Source organism: Arthrobacter sp. Y3224055 (assembly GCF_059090825.1).
In genome coordinates this window covers 480950-502913 of the sequence record NZ_JBNHGB010000003.1, presented here as the reverse complement: position 1 = coordinate 502913, position 21964 = coordinate 480950, and the positions used below count along the sequence as shown (strand labels likewise).

The following is a 21964-nucleotide window of genomic DNA, read 5'->3' as shown; positions in this document are numbered from 1 at the left end:
ACACGCCACGACCGCCGCGAAGCCCAAGATACCGCCCCTCCCCTGCTTTCGCATCCTGCATCCCGGGCTTACATCACCGACTGCTAGAATTTTCGGGCTGAGCTCCATACTTGTTCGCCGGCAATATCTGCCCTTGCGTCAGGCGCAGGGGCAGATGATGCAACCGAACCTCGATCCAACCCAACGCAACCCAAAGAGAATTGCATGAATGACATTCCGGAACAATCATACTCGTACAATGGCCATTCCGTTTACTACAAGTATAAGAAAGCGGAACAAGATCGGCGCCATCTTCTTGTGATATTCTCAAGCGGCTTCGCAGGCACTTACGATTTTCAGGGGATCGCCGCGCGGTCCCTCCGGTGCGCGATTTTGTGGATCCGGGATCCTCTCAACACTTACTATATCCGCGACTCGAGCGGATTCACACCAGAAGAATCCGTTCACGAGCTTATTGAGACGACCCGCATTAGGTTGGGATTGTCCAAAGAACAGTGCACGCTAATGGGAGCGTCGAAGGGTGGAAGTGCAAGCCTCTATCACGGCGCGAAATACGACTATGGAAGTATAGTGGCCGTGGTTCCGCGCCTACGGATTGGAAGCGGGAACCGCGAAGAACGACCAGACGTACTCAAAGGCCTTACATCGAGTGGTTCAGACCAGGAAGTCGTAGCTTTGGACAGCCTTGTACCCGACGTCCTAGCTGCCGACTCCAACAGAAAACGCAACCTATACTTAGTGAGCTCTCCGGCCGACGTGCAGTATGAAACCGAAATTCTTCCCTATTTGGATCTTTATGCAAAATATGAAAACTTCAATTTCATAACAACGATAAGTCCAATAGTGCGTCAACACTCGGAAGTCATACGGTACAACGTTCCCTTCATGATCTCTACGGTCGGAGCACTAGCAGATGGTCTGGTGCCCCGGTATGGAAATGTCACTAATGGGAGCGGTTGCATCGGCTCAACAGAAGATACACACCGGATATCTGAATTGCAGGAGCGGCGGCAACTTGCCTGTGCCATTAATGACGCCACTATTGCCGAAGGAAAGCTTTACCCGAAGGGCCATGCCTTCATTTTGGGCTATCCAGCTGCCGAGCACGGCAGTGTGAAGTCCCATCTCCGTCTTACTTCCGTGACAGACGATCTAGAGTTCCCCCTGGGGAGCGTGCTGGATTCAACTCTTAGCGCCAAGTACTTTGAAAGTACCTACTGTGAATATCGTGCGGGTAGTTTCGCGAGCCTCGGAGAAAGAGGCATTGACTTATCACCCGTTCCTCACGGAGTGTATAAGATCGGCATAAGAGTGAAGCACGCTGGAATCGAAGCTGAGGCTGCGGATTTTCCTGCCCTGAAAAACTCAAGAACCGCCTATAAAGATTCGGCCTATTACCTGACCAGTTCGGCAGGTAATTTGGCTCTCCAAAAGCGTCCCTTACTCGGGGACGCTACGAGTCCTGCCTTTTTCAAGCTCCGCAAGTCGTGGTTATCTGGGCAGAAGATTCATGTTGAAGGATATTTCGCTGTCACGAGTCAGCCAGTAGCCGCTTCGGCCGACGTATCATACTGGCTAGTTTTTGTGCCCATAGGTAAGGGCGCAGATGTCGTCTCAGTGAGACTTGCAAGCGACCATCGGGATGGTGTCTCCGTATTGACCGCAGATCCATGGAACGATTATTCGAAGGGATACTTTGCGACTCCTCAGTATCGAGGAGTAAAACTACCAGACTTCCTATCTGGACGATACGAACTCTATGTCAGTTCCCTCATGAGAAACGGGGTATTCACCCGGCCTCTGAACTTAACATTGACAATTGCTGATGAACGCAACGATGCGGCCCTATCCTCATCTCGGGTATGGGGTGGCGCCCGGCTGGTCGCTTCGGGTTTGAGACGTCTGAAGCAGTAGCTCAAAACAGCTATGGGGGCGCCTGTGAACCAGTTAGGCAGGCGTCCGTCCGGAATGATGTACATTTCTGCCGCGTCGAGCTCCGGGAGCCTACGCTCCGCGGAAGTCGCAGTGTTTTCCTTCTTTGAAGACCCATAAAGGCAAAATCAGGGTCGCTGGCCAGTCGGGGCCTCGGCACGTGTCTACCCCCCAGTCGTTCATAATCCGGGTGGGTGTTGTCACCAGGGATCGACAGGCGCCAGAGGGTCGCTGATGAGGAAAAGACCTAGCGGAGCTTGGACGGCGGCAGATCGCCCGTCGTGGATGCCGGACTATGCCGCCGCAGGATATGCCAGCACGCGTAATCGATTGATGTCTGGAGTCGGCGTGATCAAAGAGCACCATTTGGTCGCTGTCTTTGCCGAGGATGACGTGGCAAGAGCAACCATCACGCGGTCGCGCTGCATCATGATCGCTTATCTGCCCGGCCTGGCGATGCCCCGCATCTCGGCCCTGCATCCGGGCGAGGTCAAGATCGATGCCGGGACGCTGCCATTATCGCCGAGGCGGCCCAGACGCACACCGTGCGCACCATCGCCTTAGCTGACGAACAGGCTGTGGAACTGTCGATGCTTCGCGGCTTCGACGACGACCACATCTGGTTCACCCTGCGATGGCGGAGCTACTGGTCAAATAGTTAACTCCGGATGCCCCGTGAAAGGCCGGTCAGGCCCGGTGGCTGCGCTGCTGGTCAGGTTTGCGCCGCGGGCTGGCAAGCGCTTGGGCGGTCGAGGTGTTCACGGCGTTGGGTGAGCAGGCCCTGGTGGTCTCCGGTGCGGGCGCGGCCGGTGTCCTATTGCCGCAGTTGGCCGCGTAACGGGTGCAGCTGCGAACTTCCCGAGCCCAAGTGCTGGCCCGGTCTAAGAACTGGTGGAGGGCCCACCCTCATTACCTCGTCCTGACCTCCATGCCGGCGGCCGCTGCCAGGAGGGAAGCACGGATCATCACCGAGATCGTCGGCGAAGTCTTCGCCTCCCCAGAACATCTGGCCTCCTACTCCGGATTCGCCCCGGTGACCTGGAGATCGGGTACTTCGACCGCGGCGACCATCCGTCGAAGAAGGGCAATAAAGTCCTGAAACGCGCCCTGTTCCTTCTCCGCCATCTCCGCGCTGAAGGCTCCCGTCCATACGCGCCTACTAGGACCGAACCACACTGAACTTGATCCTTGGTTGTTTCCGGTCGCCGACCGCACCGTGGTCAATAGCGTCTCGTTGCGGTCGCGGTGGCTAGGACGACGCTGCCGAATAGCGTGAGGGACAACTTATGCTGCGCGTGTATCGGGGACAACGATCACACTCCATACAATTTCCTACTTCAAGAGCGGAGCCAAGCGTTCCGCCATCTGCTGATGCAGTGTGCGCGAGTAAGTCGCCGTTATGTGGTTGGTATCCCGGTAGACCAGCACCCCGCCAATCACAGCCGGGCATCGGCCGTCTCCACACAATGCGGGAGTCAAGTCAACCACTGTGACACTTGGTAGGGCTCGGGCCGCACGGAGCTCTGACCCATCGTTCCAGAGTCCCTCGTCCTGCCCGAAGCTGCACGCCGAGAGCCGATCCATGTTCTCCGCTACGCAGTCCGGGACCACAATGCCGGCCCGCGGAACGCTGCGCACCGCCGCAACAGGAATGCCAGCATCCTCAAACTTGGCCCACCTTTCGACCAAGCCATCGGCGATCGGCTGCTTGCTCTCCTCAAAGCTCAAGCCTGATCCGAACACCTTATAGGCGCGGCTCATAGTGGTGATCACCAGTTCAGGCTTTTCCTTGACGAGCTTGTCGGTGACATTGCCCACCCACTCGCCACACTCTTTGTAGTGCTTTTCTTGGAAATCGATGGGCACTGTAACGAAGGGGCAGGATCCCTTGGTGTAAGTATCCAGCCGGTAGCCGGCGTCCTTCGCTACCAGGTCAAGGCTAGGGATGTGCATGGCCGCGTGGGAGTCGCCAGCGAGGGCTACCACCTTGTCGGACTTCAAGTCGCCGTACGCGCAGACCTTCGGTTCGACCGTCGTATGGTCGAGCATGCACCCGTTCGTGTTGGCGGCCGGCATGTCCTTGGCGCCGTTGACGGCAGCAGGGATAACAGACGGGAAAGAATCGACTACGGTGACTTTCTCACCTTTGGCCAGCACTTCAGCGCCGATCGGTCCTTGCCCGGGTTGGGCCGTTGAAGTCTGCGCGGTCGGCACGGCTAAGACCAACAGCATGGCGGGGATGACCCCAAAAACTGAGACTGCAGCCCCGAGAGTCAGCTTCGCGCCGCGACTTCCTTCCTTTCCCATGAATCCACGAATGTAACGTTGGGCTGGCTTCTCGATGAACCGGGTACTTAGCCAGGCCGGGAGCATCGCAGCGATGACCACTAAGAGCCCCGTCGCCGGGGACAGTTCTCCCACTAGTGCTGCAGTGATAACGAGCAGCGGCCAGTGCCAAAGGTATAACGAGTAGGAAATGCCTCCCACCCAAACCATGGGTGCCAGAGAGAGTAGGCGCGCCGGACCGCTGCCCGCGACTAAACCACCCCAGATCAGGGCCGCTGTGCCGAGAACGGGCAGCAGGGCGGTGTAGCTCGGAAACGGCAAGCGGCCGCTGAAAAGCAACGCTGCGGCCAAAACCGCGGCAAGTCCAGACCATCCGACGACTCCGGCCAACAGATTGGACGGAGCCGGCGACCTGCTCATCAAGATGGCAAGGCCAGCACCAACTGCGAGCTCCCAAACACGGGTCGTCGTTACAAAGTAGGCGCCGCCCGGGTTTTCATTGGTGTAGTAGATGGACCACGCCATAGACGGTATGGCGATCAGGGCCAAAGCCGCGAATAGACCGTTTCGCAGGCCGACCTTCGAACGGAGGGCAAGCCATGCCACCACTATCAGTAGGAGGGGCCAGACTATGTAGAACTGTTCTTCCACCGCAAGCGACCAGAAATGCTGCAGTGGGCTCGGCGCCTGGTCTTGCGCGAGGTAATCGACAGCGCTTTCCGCGAACAGCCAGTTGACGAAGTACAGGCCGCTCGCGAAAGCCTCTCTGCCAACCTGCCCCCAACGCGTTTCTGGGAGTAGGAGCCAAGTGGCAGCAACGGTTGCGACTAGGGTGACTGATGCCGCCGGCAGGATGCGGGCCATGCGCCGAATATAGAAGTCCTTGAGCGAAAATCGCCCATGCTCCTGCAGTTCCCTGACGAGGCCGCCCGTAATCAGGAATCCGGACACGACGAAGAAAATATCAACCCCGACAAACCCGCCAGGTAGCCACGGCACACCGGCGTGGTACAGAAGTACGGATAGGACCGCGATGGTTCGGATTCCCTGGATATCCGGGCGGAAGCTGGAGGGTTTCCCGGTACGGGCAGGCAGCGGTTTCCTTACTGACAGGTCTGTCACATGTTTCTCTCTTCTGGTGCCAGACCTACAGGCAGTTACATCGCGTTGCGGTGATCAATTGGGGGTAGGCCTGGCGGCGGAATCTACTAAGCTGTTCCAATGGTAAGGGTTAATCGAATACAAAATTATTCCGACGGCTCAGGGAACGAGATCGTCTATCCCGGAACCATAGAGCAGGACATCTAGATTAAGTTCACCGGATCCAACAACCGTCTGGCGGTCGCTCCCGACGCCCGTCTCGGACGCCTCAGCATCAACTTCGATTGCGATAACGGCGTGGTCGAGGTTGGCAGCAATAAGGGTGTTCCAGCATTTTCGGCCAGAGCATAAGGGTGGAGCAAGACGCGCAAGTGCTGATCGGGAACATCGTCTCCACCACGACGGCAGTCGTCATATCTGCAACGGAGGGTACGACGATCCGTGTTGGAGACGATGTGATGTTCGCCGAGACGATGTGATGTTCGCCAGCGACAACCAAGTCCGCGCCGACGACGGGCACGCGATCTTTGATGTCCGCAGGTGACCGGGTGAACGTATCCAAGTCGCTCAGCATCGGCAATTACGTCTGGTTGGCCCGATCCGCTGCTGTGCTGGGCGGCGCTTCCATAGGTGATGGAACGGTGATCGGATCGGCAGCATCGTCACCAAACGGATCCCCATCAATTGCGTTGCCACCGGTGTTCCTGCAAAGGAGGCGAGGCGAAAACCGATGCCCGGGACGCGGCGATCATCGCCGAGGCTGCCCGAACCATGCCCCACACCCTGCGCGCCACTTAGCCGATGAACAGGCTGCGGAACTGTCGATGCTTTGGGGCTTCGACGATGACCCGGCGCAGCAGGCGACGGCTGCTTCGAACCGGATCCGGTACGACCGGAAACGCGCCGAGGGGAAACGCCACACCCAAGCCCTCACCGCCCTAGCCAGACGACGCTGCGATGTCCTCTTCGCCATGCTCCGCGACATGACCCTCACGAAACGTCTCAGCTCGGCTTGACCCCTTGACGAAGAACATAGGGACACCCCCCCTTTCGCGCCGTCATTCAGGGGACAAGCAAAACGGACTCGCCTGCACAATAGCTCTCAAGAGACACCGCATGCCGCCAGATGCTTAAGGTCCGCCGCCCTATCGTGGTCCTCTTTACTCGTTCCCGTTCGACTCTTTCATCGGTCTCGTGCGAAAAATCACCGCCATCTGGATCTTGTTGAGCCCGCCGCCGTGCCGTCTAGCTTCAGGACCTGCCCGCAGTTCTCGGCTCTAATACCACATCAAACTGTTAGCCGGCGCTGGCTCATCCTCGGTGACATGGTGCAACGGTCGCACCGGTAGCGTCGTCGATCGAGCACAAGGATAAAGGGACGGGTTGGTCTGTAAGCCGGGTTCTGTCACCTGCGGCAGTTGCCCGCCGCCGGGTGGCGATCATCCATCTAGGAGCACCGTTGCCGGTACCCTCAAGCGGCCTACCCGGACACTCGGGCGAGCAGCCCTCGATCGTGCCCTGTCTGGCCTTGCTCCGGGTGGGGTTTACCTAGCCGTCCCGGTCGCCCGGGTCGCTGGTGGTCTCTTACACCGCCGTTTCACCCTTACCAAGCCCTGCCGGAGCAGTCCTGGCGGTCTGTTTTCTGTGGCACTTGCCTGCGGGTTTCCCCGAGTGGGCGTTACCCACCACCCTGCCCTGTGGAGCCCGGACTTTCCTCGGCGGACTCGTCCTCGCGGACCAGCCCGACGCGATCGCCCAGCCAACCCGTCCCGCCTTCAGGATACGGCCTGCCCGCCCGTGACCCGTAATCTGCCGCGCCTGCCGCTTCCCTTCGGGGACGACGGCGGCGGGCCGCCTTTCGTCCTGCGGCGCCGTCCGACGGTAGGCTCTTACGGTGCTGATTCTTCTTCCGCCTTCCGAAGGGAAGACCGCTGCCGCCAAGGGGCACCCGTTCGAGCTGCAGGACCTGCAGTTTCCGGAGCTGAACCCGGCCCGCGAGGAAGTGCTGGCGGCCTTGGCCCACGTCAGCCGGAGCCCGGAGGCGCTCGCCCGTCTGGGCGTCGGAGCCTCGCTGGCTGCGGAGGTGGAGCGAAACACCCGGCTGCACGACGAACCCTCCGCCCCGGCGCACACCGTCTACTCCGGTGTGCTGTACGACGCACTCGGTTACCGCACCATGACCCCCACGCAAAAGCGCAAGGCGGACGCCGCCGTCGTCGTCATCTCAGCGCTCTGGGGTGCCATCGGTTTCGCGGACAGCATTCCGGCCTACCGGCTGTCCATGTCTGTGGGTCTGCCGGAAACCGGGAAGCTGGCCTCGTACTGGAAGAAGCGGCTGCCGAAAGCGTTGGACACGCACGCCGAGGGGCACCTGATGGTCGACTGCCGCTCCAGCACCTACGCCGCGGCTTGGACGCCGGAGCCGACCCGCACCGTGGTGGTCAACGTTTTCCAGGAACGCGACGGCAAGCGCACGGTCGTTTCGCACTTTGCCAAGCACACCCGCGGCGAACTAGCCCGGCACCTGCTGACCCGCCGCGGCAAGGCGCCCGAGACACCGGCCGCGCTGTTAAAGGCGGCGCAGGAAGTCTGGCAAGCCGAGCTCGTGGATGGAACGGCCCGCAAGGCGCACGCGCTGAACGTTGTTTTGGGCGAGTAGATCTCCACGCGGGCCTGGCGGCCCTTGGTCGATCACCGGGTAGGGGGGGTCGATGCCGGACCCGCGAGTTTGCCTGACGTTCATCAAGGCCACGTAGTTTCGGGGCGACCGAGTACTTGAAGCAGTGATGGAGGCGTTGGGCGCATGGCCGACGGAGAGCTGGATTTTGTCCACGGCAGCGTGCTGGTGCAGTACAAGCGGCGCGCGGCCAAGCTGGACCGGCGACACCTGATCGTCATGTTCGCGGGTGTAGGACGGCTGGACAGCTACGAGTTTGACGGCAGAGCTTCCAGCGACAGCCAGGCGCACTGGCTCTGGATCAAGGACAAGTTCGACGGGCAGCACGCGTACTACCTGTGCCGGCATCTGGACTTCTCCATCGAGCAGGCAGTGGTTGCATTGATTGATGCAGAGCTGCAGCGGCTGGGGCTGACCAGCGAAGAATGCACGTTGGCGGGTTTTTCCAAGGGCGGGTTCGCTGCGCTGTATTTGGGCATCAAGTACAACTTCGGCAATATCCTCGCCAGCGCTCCACAGATCTATGTCGGTACACATACCCGCGCGAACCGGCCCAAGATCTTCACGCATCTGACCGGTGGGGGCGGGCAGTCCGAACTGGAAGAGCTGGACCGGCTGCTGCCTGACGCCGTGGCGGCAGATGTACAGACGGCGAAGAACATTTACCTGTTCAGCTCCCCGCGGGACCAGTTCCACGCGGCGCAGATCGTGCCCGCACTGCCGATGTTCGCCAAGTATCCGAACTTCAATTACATCGAGACAGAGTCGGACCTGGTCAACGAGCACACGGATGTGACCCGCTACAACGTGCCACTGATTCTGGCCACTCTCTATGCGCTCGCGGATAACGTTGCGCCGCGCTACGGCTCGGTGCGCAACGGGAACCGGCTGGAACCCCAGCTAGGCGCCGACGTGCTGGCGCGGCAGCGGGAGGCCGGCACTGCCGTGGCCAATCTCACAGGGGCAAGGCTGGCCGGTTCGGTGTTCTTCCCCGAGGGCGTCGGGTTCCTGCGCGGGCACCCCACCGGACAGTGGGCGGATTTGGTCAGCTCCCTGGTGCTCGGCGGGGAAGACACCCGACACGAGTTTGAGCTGGGTGCGAACGCGGACGCGGGCATCTCCTTCCGGTACTTCCAGCAGGCCTACTGCAATTACCGACTGGCACGGTTTTCCTCGCGCAACCATCAGGGCATCGATCTGGCCGGGTTGCCGGCGGGAACGTACAAGCTGCGGCTGCGACTGGCGGTGCCGGGCCGGGAGGCCGAGCTGCCGCTGGCCTCCAGCACACCGTTCTACACCGAATCACAGCTGGACGGACTGTTGTACCGCTTCCGCACCCGGCCCGGCGGCGCCGTGCTGGATGTGCGGCCGGTCCTCGGCACCGCACCGCCGGAGGCCTACTTCCGGCTGCACACCGGCTGGGCCCGCGGGCTCCGGGTTCATCTGGACGGGGACTTCGCCGTCCGCGGCGTGGAAATCCCCGACAGTAAAGCTGCCCGCTACTACCTGGTGCTGCACGGACCCGCCGGCACCCACGCCTTCACCCTGGCCGCCGGCGGATTCCGCGGCGACCCGAACGTCTTCGGCGACGGGCTCAGCGACTACTCCGGCGCGCACTTCGGCACCCGCAAGGGCGCCGGCGTCGACGTCTCTTCGCTGCCGCCGGGCACGTACCAGGTTTCCGTCAGCCTCAGCTGCGCCGTTGGGCTCTACACCCTCCCCACCGGCAAAACCGTCGACATCGGCCCTGCCGACGGCGACGGCACCACAAGCGCCACCATGCACCACACAGCACTTCTGAGTCGCCGGGGTTCGGGGTTGGTCCGCCCAAGGGAACTGCAGCGGAGGATTCGACGAAAGATCAAACGGCGGCTGTCCCGCCTGGTGCTGAGGTGACCAGACCCTGCTGCACTTTATCCGCAGCGTCCTGACGGCCTATATTGGGCGTGCGCTCGAACGGCTCCATTTTCATCGGTGACAGGGGCACTGTCACTGACGGTCTGACCGAACGGAAGGCACTATGTCCTCGATTCAGCGCCCCGTCCGGCGCCGAGCCTTACTTGGGCTGGTACTGGCCGCAGTCCCCTGTGCGGTAGCTGCCGATTTCCCCGGTAATCCGGCGGTTCCGATGGCGGCCGGCCCGTTGCGCTCGGGCGCGCTGGAGATGGCCTGCTGGGGTTCGTCGACAGCTGCAGGAATGTTCCGGGAATTGTCGTTCCTAGCCTCCGCCTACGGGATGACGTACTTCAACGGCGGCGCCGGCGGGCAGACCGCTGAGCAGATTCTCGCCCGGCTGGGGTCCCGGCCGGCGCGCTTTGATGCCGGTGCCATACCGTCCTCCGGCTCCGTCCTCCTGACCTCGCCGTCGATGAGCGCCGCGAGTGCTGCATCGTTCAGCGCTGCGGGCTCCCTCGCGGGCATATCGGGGAAGCTATCCAAGGCTCACGGCGCCCAACCTGGCTACAGTTTCCGCCGGTCCCAGCCCGGCAATCGCACGCGGATCCCTCACGGAACCCCGTTTATCCCCGCCGAGGGAAGCGGGTACCGTGCTGGCATCAGCCACCTGAACATCGGCAAGAACAACCTCACCGGCAAACACCATGCAACGACCGACCCGGACACCATTTTCGGGTGGGCGCAGGCGGCTGACGAGTGGCTGTCCGCCGCCGGCGGACACGTGCTGATCTGGGGACATTTTGTCAATACCGGGACGCACGCATCGTCGCTCGTGCGGCGGCGCATCTACCGAGTCAATGATGCCCTGAAGACGCGGTACGGCTCGCGGTACCTGGATCTGGACCACCTGCTGACGCATCGAGGGATCTGGGAGATGGCAGGCATCCGGCCGACGCCGGAGGACCTCTCAGAACAGGCGAGGGGCAACAAGCCGCCCAGTCTCTCCAGCAACAGTGCGCATCTGAATGCGGCGGGCTGTGCGGTCCTGCGGGACGTTATCGAGGACAAGCTCGGAAACCTGGGCTGGCTCCCGCCACCAAAAACAGCCGGTGAGCGCCGTCTCCATGCATGCCCGGCCCGAAGGTGACCGCTAGCTGCCCCACTCCTCCGAGCGGACCAGGATGCAGCCGGAGTCGGGGCAGAAGACGATGTCGTCGGTTGCGGCCTTGCGGATGTCGGCCAGGTCGCCAGGGCTGAGCTGCATGCCGGAGCCCTCCGACTTGCCATGGAACAACCGGGCGGCGCCGATGCCCCGGTGGGCAAGGGTCTTTTCGTAGACGGCCAGCAGGGAGGCCTCGAAGCTGCCGGCAACTTTCTGGCGTTCAGCGGCTGCCGCGGCACGTTCGCTTTCGATGCCGGCGAGCTCTTCGTCGCGGGCGCGCTCCAAACCGGACAGTTCTTCGCGCAACTGGTCGTTGGCCTGCTGGTGCTCGGCCTGCCGGGTGCGGAGCCCCTCGAGGCGCTCCATCACTTCCAGCTCCACGTCTTCCAGGTCGCCGCGGCGCCTGTTCAGCGACACCAGTTCGTGCTGCAGCGCTGTCAGGTCCTTGGGCGAACCCGCTCCGCTGTCCAGACGCTTTTGGTCGCGTTCGATCCGCGACTGGACAGTTTCCACGTCGCCTTCGGCGCGCTTCAGCTCGCGTTCGGTGTCCGCAATCTCCGTGTTAAGGGCGACCAGCGACGAGTCGGCGGCCGCCAGCTTCTCCGCCAGCGCGTCGATGTCGGCGTTCTTGGCGGTGGCTGCAGCGCGGCGGCTCAGTTGGGTGAGCTTGCCGTCCAGTGCCTGCAGGTCGAGCAACCTCAGTTGCTCGGAAGCCGGTGCCTTCGCCATGTACGTCCTTTCAAAACGCTGCGGAACCACTGCGGTTCAGCCTCGTCCAAGCCTACAGTCCGGACGAAGCGCTGCTACCCCGGAGTCAGGACGAAATCCCACGGATCGGTGTTGGTGACGCTGACCTTGACTTCCACCGAGTAGCCCTGGTCGGCCAGGACATTGTCCAGCGCCACGGACGCCGGCGTCAGCCACAACCATTCACTGCCGAAATGAGAGACGTCGATGAGATACGGCCGGCCGTCCACGGCCCCCTCTCGCGCTTCGGACGCCGGGTGGTGGCGCAGGTCGGCCGTGACATAAACGTCCGCCCGCGACGTGCGGACCTGATCGAGCAGCGAGTCGCCGGCACCGCCGCACACGGCCACACTGCGGATGATCCCGTTGCGGTCGCCGGCCACCCTCACTCCCCCGGCGACCGCCGGCAGGATGCTGAATACCTGCTCGGCGAACTCGCCCAGCGTCTTGGCCTCGGCCAGCTCCCCCACCCGCCCGATGCCTTCTTCCGGCAACCCGTTGTCGGCCGGCGAGAGCGGCCGCACGTCCCGCAACCCGAGCGCGTCGGCGAGCACGTCGGAGACACCTCCGACGGCGCTGTCAGCGTTGGTGTGAACCGTGACCAAGGCGCAGCCGCTTTCGATCAGCCGGTGCACGGCGTCTCCCTTGAAGCTGGTGGTTGCGACCGAGTTGACCGGCTTCAGCAGCAGCGGGTGATGCGTGAGCAGCAGGTCGGCGCCCCACTCGATGGCCTCGGTGATCACTTCGGTTGTCGGATCCACGGCGAACATGATCTTCTGCACGGCGGAGGAGGGCCGGCCGACGACGGGGCCCACTGCATCCCATTGCTCGGCGAGCGATTCGGGCCAGAGCTCTTCGATGGCCAGGAGCACATCGCCCAGCACCGGCGTAGTCGGCCGCGCTTCGTCCCGCACCGAGGCTTCGGTTCCCTCGGCGGCTTCGGTTCCTGCGGGGACTTCGTTTCCTTCGGGGGTTGCGCTTCCCTCGGGGGCGTTGGCGCCGTCGGGCGTTGCGTTTGCCTCGGCAGCCTGGGTTCCCACGGGGCCTTCGGTGCCTGCGGAGCCTTCGGTGCCTGCTGGGGCTTCGGCATCCCCGGTACGGAGCTGTTCGTCGTCGACCATGAATCCTTTTCTACCCCATCCGCGGTGGTCATCCCACCGACCGCCGCCCGCGTTCGCGGCCCGGGAACATTCGAGGGGGTCCGTGACATTGTTAAGCCATGAAGACTTTTGTGCTTGGTGGTGGCTGCTTTTGGTGCCTCGACGCGGTCTACAACAGGACGCGCGGTGTCACCGAGGTGGTTTCCGGCTACACGGGCGGCCACGTGAAGAGTCCCTCCTACGAGGCGGTCTGCTCCGGAACGACGGGGCACGCAGAGGTGGTGGCCGTGACGTTCGACGAAGCGGTGGTGCCCGAGGACGTCATCCTGGGGATGTTCTTCGCATCGCACAACCCCACCACCCTGAACCGCCAGGGCTACGACGTCGGGACGCAGTATCGCTCGTCGATGTTCTACGTCGACGACGAACAGAAGCGAACCTTCGAGGCTGCCATCGAGCGCGCACAGTCCGACTGGCAGGACCCCATCGTGACCGAGGTCGTGCGGCTGCCCGATTTCTATCCGGCGGAGGAATACCACCAGAACTTCTACGCCAAGCATCCCGATGCCGGCTACTGCCAGGTGATCATCAATCCGAAGCTGGCCAAGGCCCGAAAATATTACGCCGAATGGCTCACCGCTTAGCTCACGGCTCGCCGCGCTGACTAGTGTGGAAGAAGTTTTGTTACCCCCATCTGTAACGGCCCGAACGGCCAGAAGGCAGGAAAACATGGCCCCGATTTACGACGACGTCACCCAGGTTGTGGGGCGCACCCCGCTGGTGCGCCTGAACCGGCTCACCGAGGGCCTGCCGGCCCAGATCGCCGTGAAGCTGGAGTTCTACAACCCCGCCAACTCGGTCAAGGACCGGATTGGCGTGGCCATCGTCGACGCCGCCGAGAAGGCAGGTGCGCTGAAGCCCGGCGGCACCATCGTGGAGGGCACCTCCGGTAACACCGGCATCGCGCTGGCCATGGTAGGGGCAGCCCGCGGCTACAAGGTGATCCTGACCATGCCGGAGACCATGTCCACCGAGCGCCGGGTCATGCTGCGCGCCTTCGGTGCCGAAATCGTGCTGACCCCCGGCTCCGAGGGCATGCGCGGCGCTGTGGAGAAGGCCAAGGAGATCGTGGCCAACACGGAAAACTCCATCTGGGCGCAGCAGTTCGCCAATGAGGCCAACCCGCTGATCCACCGCACCACCACCGGCGAGGAAATCTGGGCCGACACCGACGGCCAGGTGGACATCCTGGTGGCCGGCATCGGCACCGGCGGCACCATCACCGGCGCCGGCGGCCTGCTGAAGGAGCGCAAGCCCGGCGTCCAGATCATCGCCGTCGAGCCGGAAGACTCCCCCATCCTCACCGGCGGCAGCCCCGGCCCGCACAAGATCCAGGGCCTCGGCGCCAACTTCGTGCCGGAGGTGCTGAACACCAGCGTCTACGACGAGGTGCTGGACGCGCCGACGTCGGCGTCGGTCGCCGTCGCCCGCGATCTGGGCATCAAGGAAGGCATCCTCGGCGGCATCTCCTCGGGTGCGGCCGTGTGGGCGGCGCTGGAAGTCGCGAAGCGCCCGGAGAACGCCGGTAAGCTGATCGTGGCCGTGGTGCCCGACTTCGGTGAGCGCTACATTTCCACGATCCTGTACGACGACATCCGCGGCTAACCAGCTTCCCCTGCCGCCGAGCGGCGCTGTTCAAGCAGAAAGAGCACATGGGTTTCCTAGCGCGACTGCGTGAAGACCTCGAGGCCGCCCGGTCGCACGACCCGGCGGCCCGGGGCCACGTGGAGAATTTCCTGGCCTACTCCGGGCTGCACGCCATTTGGATCCACCGGCTGACCCACAGGCTGTGGGCCAAACCGTCGCTGCGGCTGCCGGCCCGGCTGATTTCGCAGGCCGGACGCTTCCTGACCGGCATCGAGATCCATCCCGGCGCGACCATCGGCCGCCGGTTCTTCATTGACCACGGCATGGGCGTGGTGATCGGTGAGACGGCCGAAATCGGCGACGACGTGATGCTCTACCACGGCGTCACGCTCGGCGGCCGTTCGCTGGACAAGGTCAAGCGCCACCCAACCATCGGCGACCGGGTGGTCATCGGTGCCGGGGCCAAAGTGCTGGGCCCCGTGGTCATCGGGGCCGACAGCGCCGTCGGGGCGAACGCCGTGGTGGTCAAGGACGCTCCGCCGGAATCGATCATCACCGGCATTCCGGCCACCTTCCGGCACCGCGATCCGCAGCGCGAAACCAAGCCGGCCGTCGACCCGGCCGAATACATCGACCCGGCGATGTGGATCTAACGTCCACTGCTGCCCGATAAACGTTGAACCTGACGAGAGGACAAGCCGTGGGCGAATCGATCCGCATCGGCATAGCCGGCTACGGAAACCTGGGCCGCGGCGTGGAGGCCGCGGTAGCCAAGAACCCAGACATGGAACTGGCCGGGGTCTTCACCCGCCGGTCCCCCGGGGACCTTGCCACGCTGCGCGAGGAGACTGCCGTATACGCCATGGACGACCTGGCCGCCCACGAAGACAGCATCGACGTGCTGATCCTGTGCGGCGGTTCCAAGGAGGACCTCCCGCAGCAGGGTCCGGTCATGGCGGCCCGCTTTAACACGGTGGACAGCTTCGACACGCACGCCCACATTCCCGAATACTTCGACGCCGTCGACGCGCCGGCGCGGGCCGCCGGGAAGACAGCGCTGATTTCCGCCGGCTGGGACCCGGGCATGTTTTCCATCAACCGGGTGTACGGGGAGGCCCTCCTGCCCGACGGCGACACCTACACCTTCTGGGGCCGCGGTCTGAGCCAGGGACATTCCGACGCCGTCCGCCGGGTTCCCGGTGTCGCAGCCGGGGTGCAGTACACACTGCCGTCGGAAGCCGCGATTGAACAGGTGCGCGACGGCAGCCGCCCGCAGCTGGAAACGCGGCAGAAGCACACCCGTGAATGCTTCGTGGTGCTGGCAGACGGCGCCGACCCCGCAGCGGTCAAGGAAGCCATCGTGACCATGCCGCACTACTTCGACCAGTACGACACCGAGGTCCACTTCATCACCGCCGAGGAGCTGGCCCGCGACCACAGCGCCATGCCGCACGGCGGGATGACCATCCGCAGCGGCAACACGAGCGAGGAACACGCCCAGGTCATCGAGTACGGACTCTCGCTGGAGAGCAACCCGGAGTTCACCGCCAGTGTCCTGGTGGCCTACGCGAGGGCGGTGCACCGCCTGCACCGGCAGGGCCGGTTCGGCGCGGTCACCGTCTTCGACGTACCGCCCGGCCTGCTCTCCCCCAAATCTGCGGCGGAACTGCGCGCTGAGTTGCTGTAGCAACTCGTCGCGGTCTACCGGTAGGCTCGACCATCGATCCTAAGAGGCCCCTCTGCGCGGAGCAGAGGGGCCTCTCGCTGTCTGTCAGGGTTTCTCGGGCTCCGATGACGCCGTTGACTGCTTATGCCGAATGATTGAGTATTATTCGGATAACTCCTCAACCTGACGAGGAGCTTTCTCTTCCGTCTGCTCTGTTGTCATTCCTGTTGGGGGAAATTCTTGAAAAGGCTACTTCAGCGCGCCGTTACAGTTTCAATGGCCACTCTTTTATTTACTGCACCAATAACACTCGCTCAGGCTCAGGCGAACCCAGTCGGCGTTACCGTCGCTTCAACGACAGCGGTCTCCACGGCAGTCGTGAAGGCAACGATCACGGGTGCCCCGAAGTCCTCAACTGTGGCCAGCGGCAAGACCCATAGCTTCAACGTCAAGGCAGTCGGCAGCAAACTCAGGTATCAATGGCAGGTCAAAAAACCTAAGTCCTACAACTGGGTCAAAGCCACCGGAGCTTCTGCCAAAACCCACACTCTCAAGGTCAAGGCCACGGCCAGCCTTAATGGAGCGCAGTACCGCGTGATCGTCTCCAACTCCCGCTCAAAGATCAAGTCGAGGAGCGCCACGCTCACCGTTGTCACCTCACCCAGGATCACAACCGAGCCCAAGAACGTGACCACTCCGGCACGATCGAAGGTAACGCTTTCAGTCAAAGCGAGTGGCGGAGCCATGTCATACCAGTGGCAGCGTAAGGCAGGATCCAAATGGGCGAACATTTCCTCGGCCACCAGGTCAACCCACACCTTCACAACTCCCTTCGGACAGTCAGTAACCGAGTACCGGGCCGTAGCGGGCAACAAGGCGGGAAAGGCAACTTCCAACAGCGTGAAGGTCACGACCGTCGTCAAACCGACGGTTAAGATGCCGCGTTCGATTGAGACCACCACTGGCCAATCCATCACTATCAAGAGCCAAGCCACGGGCGGATCCCTGTCCTACGCGTGGGAACGTGGGGTCGAAGGAACCGACGGAAAGGTCTCGTGGAAGAGGATTTCGGGAGCAACAAGCGCGAACTACACGTTTACCGCACGGTCGAAGAACGAACTGGATACCTACCGGGTCGTAGTAACGAACAAAGCCGGAAAAGCGACCTCAGCCGAAATGGTGCTGTTTGTACGATCGTCGAGGCAAGACCCCTTCGCTATCGACAAAATATTCACTTTGCCTGACTGGAACGTGCTGTTCTTCGAACCACGTCAATACCCAAGCAACACAGAGTCAGGAAAAGCGGATCTTTACGTGGAATTGCTCTTGGGTAACAGCAGCGATTCCACCATGGATCCGGCCGACTGGATCGTCGTGGAATACATCGGTGCAGACGGGAACACCTACGACGACTCCGGGTATACGGTAATAGATTCCTATCTCGACATGGGGCCGCTGCTTCCGCCGACGGTGGACGTTGATTCCTCCATTGGTTACGGCGTGGTTTTTGCCGATGTCCCGGCCGCTGCAGTCAAGGGCGGAGTCTGGCGCATCACCGATTGGTACGACGACTCCGTTGAGTACGTCCAAGGATTCTAGGTGCCTGAGCATTATTGCTCGTACGATTAACCAGTAAATCATTATGGTTCCGGGCTGCGCCCGGGAAAGTTGGGGAAATTGAAACTCGCACCTCACGTGCGTGGCGCCGCTGCGTTCGCAGCCGCTGCCTCGCTCCTTCTAGGCTCCGTCACTGCCGCAACCGCGGCTCCCGTCCAGGCCGCCACCGCGGTGACTGGTCCCGCCGTCGGGGCGACGGTCCCGACGCCTGCGCCCGAAACGAGCGTGGCGATCAAAAATATCGGCAGCCCGGTTGCCCCCGTCAACGGCACTGCAACGGTGAAGCCCACGGTTGCCGCCACCGGCTGGGTCACCGTGACAGCCAAGACCATCACGGTCAAGCAAGGCAGCAAGACCGTGCTCAAGAACAAGAAGAGCGCGAAGCTCAAGGCCGGAACTTACTCGGTTGCCACAACCGTGAAGTACAAGACGTACGCAGAAGTGGACGGCCAGCGCGTCTACTCGAAGGTCAAGACGACGTCGAAGACGCAGAAGCTCGTGGTCCGCACTGCCGTGGCGCTGAAGACCATTGCCGGCAAGAAGGCTCCTTACAACGGCACCGCGACCATCAAGCCGAACGTGTCGGCCGCCAAGGGCGTAAAAGTCGTGTCCAAGACGCTGACGGTGAAAGCCGGCAGTAAGACTGTGGCCAAGAACAAGAAGTCGGTCTCCTTGCGGGCCGGCAAGTATAAGGTCACCACGACGGTAAAGTACCGGTTGCCGGCGTCGACCTACACGCGGACTGCCACGAAAACTCAGTGGCTGACGATCAAGGCCGGTACGAAGCCCACTCGAAGTGCCCCCAACGGAAACTATTGCCCGCCCGGATACCCGATCAAGGGCAATCAAAGCTCCTCAGGCGAGTGGATTTATCACGTCCCAGGCGGCGGCTTCTACTCGCGCACTAACCCCGAAGAGTGCTTCGCTACCGAGGGTGCAGCTCGGGCTGCAGGCTACCGCGCTTCAAAGCGATAGCAGGACGCAGACCTGAAAATCGGCCCCTCCTCAACTTCCCGAGGAGGGGCCGATTTCCGCTTAACCGCGCGGATTTCGCCCGCCGGTTGTGCGGCCTCACCAACGTCCCGCCCTGTTGCGTCGCCCATGGCGTCGATAAACTCGCCCCAGGCACCAGACCGGGAAGGCAAGCAACAGATGTATCAGGAAAAAGCACAGACATTACGGGCCCTGCTGCGGCGCGAGAAGGATGAATACACCCACGGGGAGCACCGGCCGCTGGGCTCATTCCTGTTGCTGATGGGCGTCCACGGCGCAGGACTGGCCTTGGGGACGGCCGCCGTTCGCCGCTCTCGCCGCACGCTGCCGGACGCACCCCGGTGGAGCGACCTGGCGCTGATCGCCATTGCCACGCACAAGCTCTCCCGCCTGCTGACCAAGGCCCCGGTCACCAGCCCGCTGCGGGCCCCCTTCACTACCTTCAAAGGGCAAAGCGGAGCAGCTGAACTGGCCGAAGACGTACGCGGCACTGGGCCACGGAAAGCCATTGGCGAACTATTGACGTGCCCGTTCTGCCTGGGCCAATGGGTGGCCAGCGGCTTCATCTTCGGCCTGCTGCTGGCTCCCAAGCCAACCCGCTGGACCGCCGCGCTGTTCAGCGCCGAATTCGGCTCCGACCTCCTCCAGTTCTTCTACTCCAAGGTGCAGAAGTCGGCGGCATGAGTTCCGACGCACCGCTCCCGGCCTCCTGAGTCCCGGACTAAACCGGGTTGAAGCCGCCGGAGCCGTCGACCGAACAGGAGTTGAGGCGCGGCAAGACGCCTAATACTCACCGTGCAAACAGCGAACGCCCCGCATCTGCTTGTGCAGGTACGGGGCGTTCGCCACAGTTAAGCCTCAGTGCGTGTCGACCGCGGAAACCTCGGACTTGTCGCCGCTCCAAAGGGTGTGGAAGGTGCCTTCGGCGTCCGTCCGCCCGTAGGTGTGGGCGCCGAAGAGGTCGCGCAGGCCCTGGGTCAGGGCGGCAGGCAGGCGCTTACGGCGCAGCCCGTCGTAGTAGGCCAGCGAGGATGCGAACACCGGTACCGGGATGCCCAGCTGGACGGCGGTGGCCACCACGCGGCGCCAAGCGGGGACTGCCGCGCCGATCGCTTCGGCGAAGGCCGGGGCGAAGAGCAGGTTCTCCGGCTTGGAGTCGCCGGCGTAGGCCTTCATGATGTCGTCCAGCAGTTCTGCGCGGATGATGCAGCCGGCGCGCCAGAGCGAGGCGATCTCGTCCAGCTTCAGGTCCCAGCCGTACTCGCCCGCGGCGGAACCGAGCATGTCGATGCCCTGGGCGTAGCTGACCAGCTTGGACGCGAACAACGCCTGGCGGACGTCCTCGACGAAGCTCTGGGGGACCTTAACGTCCTCTTCGTGCCCTGAGAGCACGTCCTGGGCAATCGCCCGCTGGCCGCGCTGCGAGGAAAGGCCGCGCGCGAAAACCGACTCGGCAATGCCGGAGACCGGCGATCCGAGCTCCAGTGCGGAGACGACGGTCCAGCGCCCGGTGCCCTTCTGCCCGGCCGAGTCCACCACCACGTCGACGAACGGCTTGCCAGTCTTGGCGTCCGTGTGGGCAAGCACCTCGGCGGTGATCTCAATCAGGAAGGACGAGAGCTCGGTCTTGTTCCACGCGGTGAAGATCTCGGCCTGCTGCTGCGGTTCCAGGCCTGCACCGGTGCGGAGCAGGTCGTAGGCCTCGCCGATGACCTGCATGTCCGCGTACTCGATGCCGTTGTGCACCATCTTTACGAAATGGCCCGCGCCATCCGTGCCCACCCAGCTGCAGCAGGGTTCGCCGTCGTACTTGGCGGAGATCTTTTCCAGCATGGGGCCGAGCGAGTCGTAGGACTGCCGGGAGCCGCCGGGCATGATGGATGGGCCGAGGAGCGCCCCTTCCTCGCCGCCCGAGACCCCGATGCCGACGAAGTGCAGCCCCTTCTCGGCCAAGGCGGCCTCGCGGCGCCGGGTGTCCTCGTAGTGCGAGTTGCCGGCGTCAATGACGATGTCGCCCTCTTCCAGCAACGGCACCAACTGCTCGATGACGGAGTCGACCGGCTTGCCGGCCTTGACCATGATGAGCACGCGGCGGGGCTTCTGCAGGTTCTCCACCAGCTCCTGCAGCGACTCGGTGCGGATGAAGTCGCCCTCGTCGCCGTGGGCGGACAGCAGGGCGTCCGTCTTTTCCACCGAGCGGTTGTGCAGGGCGACCGTGTAGCCGTTGCGGGCGAAGTTCCGTGCCAGGTTGGCGCCCATGACGGCCAGACCTGTCACACCGATGTGTGCGCTCATTGAGTCTCCATGTGTGCGGTCCCCGCGGTCAGGGACGTCAGCGTACAGCCCGAGCGGGCCGTGGTTCCTCCTCAAGCCTAATCCCGACCGGCGGCACCGGCTAAGCGGGCTGACGTTAGCTATGACTCATTCGCCGGGGGCAGCCGAGGGGCGGAAGCGCAGCCAGGCGTCGATTGCGTCATCGTCCGCGTCGTCCTCGCCGGGAAAGCCCCTGCCGGCAGTGGCGCCGGGAAAGCCCCTGCCGGCGATGGCGTCCGTGCCGGGATCCGGGCGGGGGGTCAACGCTCGAGGCGAGGCCGCGGGCAGCCCGATTTCATCCAGCGGGTCCTGCGCCGGTAGCAGGCCGAGGTCCTGTCCGGTCCACGGCCGGCGGTGCGTTCCGGAGCAGGCACAACGCCGTGCCGAGACGGTGCATGCAGGGACGAAAGCGTGGCCTGCAGTCCGGCAGAACTTCTCCATTGTTGCCCCTCGTGAAAACCAGCATGATCGGTCCAGCGTTGCAGACCGGAGGCCGGTTGTAGAGAGCTTCACGGCGCCGTTGCTTAACCGTTATTGCATGACGCAGCGGCCGCTCTGTCTTGGCATAAGATCGGCACAATAAGTACTCGGCAGCACCGTTCGGCGGCTCGCGGATGGTAAGGGCGCGTGCCGTGTTTTGACCCGTATTTGCCGATAACGAGCGACACGCTTAACTGATCAATCATGGTGGTTGAGAAATGCCCACGGGTCATGGCAGACTGTGGCTTGGCGGTGGCATTGAACGCCCGGGAGCCCCCATCTCCCCGGTTGCTGCACCGCTTATCCCCTGGCAGTTCCGTTGATCCCCCATCTAACGGCTGCCCCGA

The 21964-nt window shown here is 63.0% G+C and carries 18 protein-coding genes, 1 other RNA gene and 1 pseudogene; 14 read left to right on the top strand and 6 right to left on the bottom strand.

The genetic code is table 11. The features are described 5' to 3' along the window. The first annotated feature begins 204 nt into the window (after positions 1 to 204). The 3 genes from AC5RTY_RS10475 (at position 205) to AC5RTY_RS10465 (ending at position 3031) form a co-directional block, all read left to right on the top strand. Positions 205 to 1914: a hypothetical protein gene (locus AC5RTY_RS10475; protein ID WP_494012273.1), complete on the top strand. Its 1710-nt coding sequence runs from the start codon at positions 205 to 207 to the stop codon at positions 1912 to 1914. 366 nt (positions 1915 to 2280) lie between these two features. Beyond that, entirely contained in the window at positions 2281 to 2496 is a 216-nt protein-coding gene (locus AC5RTY_RS10470; RefSeq protein WP_494139483.1) for a hypothetical protein, read from the top strand. A gap of 364 nt (positions 2497 to 2860) precedes the next feature. Beyond that, positions 2861 to 3031 carry a transposase gene (locus AC5RTY_RS10465; protein ID WP_494012274.1) on the top strand — a complete coding sequence of 57 codons (171 nt, stop codon included), beginning with the start codon at positions 2861 to 2863 and terminating at the stop codon, positions 3029 to 3031. A gap of 233 nt (positions 3032 to 3264) precedes the next feature. Here the strand turns inward: AC5RTY_RS10465 and AC5RTY_RS10460 are convergent, their stop codons facing one another. After that, entirely contained in the window at positions 3265 to 5340 is a 2076-nt protein-coding gene (locus AC5RTY_RS10460; RefSeq protein ID WP_494012275.1) for an acyltransferase family protein, read from the bottom strand. 693 nt (positions 5341 to 6033) lie between these two features. Between AC5RTY_RS10460 and AC5RTY_RS10455 the strand changes: the two are divergent. Then, positions 6034 to 6206: pseudogene (locus AC5RTY_RS10455) on the top strand (IS110 family transposase); the annotation flags it as partial. A gap of 488 nt (positions 6207 to 6694) precedes the next feature. Here AC5RTY_RS10455 and rnpB read toward each other — a convergent pair. Next, an RNA gene (rnpB, locus tag AC5RTY_RS10450) (RNase P RNA component class A) lies at positions 6695 to 7086 on the bottom strand. A gap of 127 nt (positions 7087 to 7213) precedes the next feature. Between rnpB and AC5RTY_RS10445 the strand changes: the two genes are divergently transcribed. From AC5RTY_RS10445 to AC5RTY_RS10435, 3 genes are all read left to right on the top strand, one after another. Next, positions 7214 to 7978, top strand: a complete 765-nt coding sequence (locus AC5RTY_RS10445) for a YaaA family protein (protein WP_494012276.1) — start codon at positions 7214 to 7216, stop codon at positions 7976 to 7978. Positions 7979 to 8122: 144 nt separating this feature from the next. Beyond that, the gene (locus AC5RTY_RS10440) at positions 8123 to 9892 is read left to right on the top strand and encodes a hypothetical protein (protein ID WP_494012277.1); all 1770 of its coding nucleotides are present in this window, start codon (positions 8123 to 8125) and stop codon (positions 9890 to 9892) included. 313 nt (positions 9893 to 10205) lie between these two features. Next, positions 10206 to 11039: a hypothetical protein gene (locus AC5RTY_RS10435; protein WP_494139482.1), complete on the top strand. Its 834-nt coding sequence runs from the start codon at positions 10206 to 10208 to the stop codon at positions 11037 to 11039. Positions 11040 to 11042: 3 nt separating this feature from the next. On the opposite strand, the gene AC5RTY_RS10430 is transcribed toward AC5RTY_RS10435, so the two are convergent. Both AC5RTY_RS10430 and AC5RTY_RS10425 read right to left on the bottom strand, forming a co-directional pair. Beyond that, the gene (locus AC5RTY_RS10430) at positions 11043 to 11783 is read right to left on the bottom strand and encodes a zinc ribbon domain-containing protein (RefSeq protein ID WP_494012279.1); all 741 of its coding nucleotides are present in this window, start codon (positions 11781 to 11783) and stop codon (positions 11043 to 11045) included. Between the two features lie 74 nt (positions 11784 to 11857). After that, positions 11858 to 12922, bottom strand: a complete 1065-nt coding sequence (locus AC5RTY_RS10425; RefSeq protein ID WP_494012280.1) for a Nif3-like dinuclear metal center hexameric protein — start codon at positions 12920 to 12922, stop codon at positions 11858 to 11860. A gap of 98 nt (positions 12923 to 13020) precedes the next feature. Here AC5RTY_RS10425 and msrA point away from each other — a divergent pair, with 98 nt between their 5' ends. The 7 genes from msrA to AC5RTY_RS10390 all read left to right on the top strand — a co-directional run bounded on the left by msrA (position 13021) and on the right by AC5RTY_RS10390 (position 19508). Beyond that, entirely contained in the window at positions 13021 to 13545 is a 525-nt protein-coding gene (gene msrA, locus AC5RTY_RS10420; RefSeq protein ID WP_494012281.1) for a peptide-methionine (S)-S-oxide reductase MsrA, read from the top strand. An 85-nt stretch (positions 13546 to 13630) separates the two neighbouring features. After that, positions 13631 to 14566, top strand: a complete 936-nt coding sequence (gene cysK / locus AC5RTY_RS10415; protein ID WP_493977396.1) for a cysteine synthase A — start codon at positions 13631 to 13633, stop codon at positions 14564 to 14566. 47 nt (positions 14567 to 14613) lie between these two features. After that, a complete protein-coding gene (gene epsC / locus AC5RTY_RS10410; RefSeq protein ID WP_493977395.1) occupies positions 14614 to 15201 on the top strand; it encodes a serine O-acetyltransferase EpsC in 588 nt (195 codons plus the stop codon). Positions 15202 to 15248: 47 nt separating this feature from the next. Next, positions 15249 to 16235: a diaminopimelate dehydrogenase gene (locus AC5RTY_RS10405; RefSeq protein ID WP_494139481.1), complete on the top strand. Its 987-nt coding sequence runs from the start codon at positions 15249 to 15251 to the stop codon at positions 16233 to 16235. Between the two features lie 255 nt (positions 16236 to 16490). Then, positions 16491 to 17813: a hypothetical protein gene (locus tag AC5RTY_RS10400; RefSeq protein WP_494139480.1), complete on the top strand. Its 1323-nt coding sequence runs from the start codon at positions 16491 to 16493 to the stop codon at positions 17811 to 17813. Positions 17814 to 18056: 243 nt separating this feature from the next. After that, positions 18057 to 18806 (top strand): sunset domain-containing protein, encoded by a 750-nt coding sequence (locus tag AC5RTY_RS10395; RefSeq protein WP_494139479.1) that lies wholly within the window; start codon positions 18057 to 18059, stop codon positions 18804 to 18806. Between the two features lie 177 nt (positions 18807 to 18983). Beyond that, entirely contained in the window at positions 18984 to 19508 is a 525-nt protein-coding gene (locus tag AC5RTY_RS10390; protein WP_494139478.1) for a DUF1360 domain-containing protein, read from the top strand. A 174-nt stretch (positions 19509 to 19682) separates the two neighbouring features. Here AC5RTY_RS10390 and gnd read toward each other — a convergent pair whose 3' ends face one another. Then, positions 19683 to 21119, bottom strand: coding sequence for an NADP-dependent phosphogluconate dehydrogenase (gene gnd / locus AC5RTY_RS10385; protein WP_494139477.1), 1437 nt, complete (start codon positions 21117 to 21119; stop codon positions 19683 to 19685). Positions 21120 to 21245: 126 nt separating this feature from the next. After that, the gene (locus AC5RTY_RS10380) at positions 21246 to 21401 is read right to left on the bottom strand and encodes a hypothetical protein (RefSeq protein ID WP_494012287.1); all 156 of its coding nucleotides are present in this window, start codon (positions 21399 to 21401) and stop codon (positions 21246 to 21248) included. Positions 21402 to 21964: the final 563 nt, after the last annotated feature.

Excerpts from the sequence above, each read along its gene's own strand:
- AC5RTY_RS10475 (WP_494012273.1), top strand. The coding sequence starts at position 205 with ATGAATGACATTCCGGAACAATCATACTCGTACAATGGCCATTCCGTT.
- AC5RTY_RS10465 (WP_494012274.1), top strand. The coding sequence starts at position 2,861 with ATGCCGGCGGCCGCTGCCAGGAGGGAAGCACGGATCATCACCGAGATC.
- AC5RTY_RS10440 (WP_494012277.1), top strand. The coding sequence starts at position 8,123 with ATGGCCGACGGAGAGCTGGATTTTGTCCACGGCAGCGTGCTGGTGCAG.
- AC5RTY_RS10430 (WP_494012279.1), bottom strand. The coding sequence starts at position 11,783 with ATGGCGAAGGCACCGGCTTCCGAGCAACTGAGGTTGCTCGACCTGCAG.
- AC5RTY_RS10425 (WP_494012280.1), bottom strand. The coding sequence starts at position 12,922 with ATGGTCGACGACGAACAGCTCCGTACCGGGGATGCCGAAGCCCCAGCA.
- msrA (WP_494012281.1), top strand. The coding sequence starts at position 13,021 with ATGAAGACTTTTGTGCTTGGTGGTGGCTGCTTTTGGTGCCTCGACGCG.
- cysK (WP_493977396.1), top strand. The coding sequence starts at position 13,631 with ATGGCCCCGATTTACGACGACGTCACCCAGGTTGTGGGGCGCACCCCG.
- epsC (WP_493977395.1), top strand. The coding sequence starts at position 14,614 with ATGGGTTTCCTAGCGCGACTGCGTGAAGACCTCGAGGCCGCCCGGTCG.
- AC5RTY_RS10400 (WP_494139480.1), top strand. The coding sequence starts at position 16,491 with ATGGCCACTCTTTTATTTACTGCACCAATAACACTCGCTCAGGCTCAG.
- AC5RTY_RS10390 (WP_494139478.1), top strand. The coding sequence starts at position 18,984 with ATGTATCAGGAAAAAGCACAGACATTACGGGCCCTGCTGCGGCGCGAG.
- gnd (WP_494139477.1), bottom strand. The coding sequence starts at position 21,119 with ATGAGCGCACACATCGGTGTGACAGGTCTGGCCGTCATGGGCGCCAAC.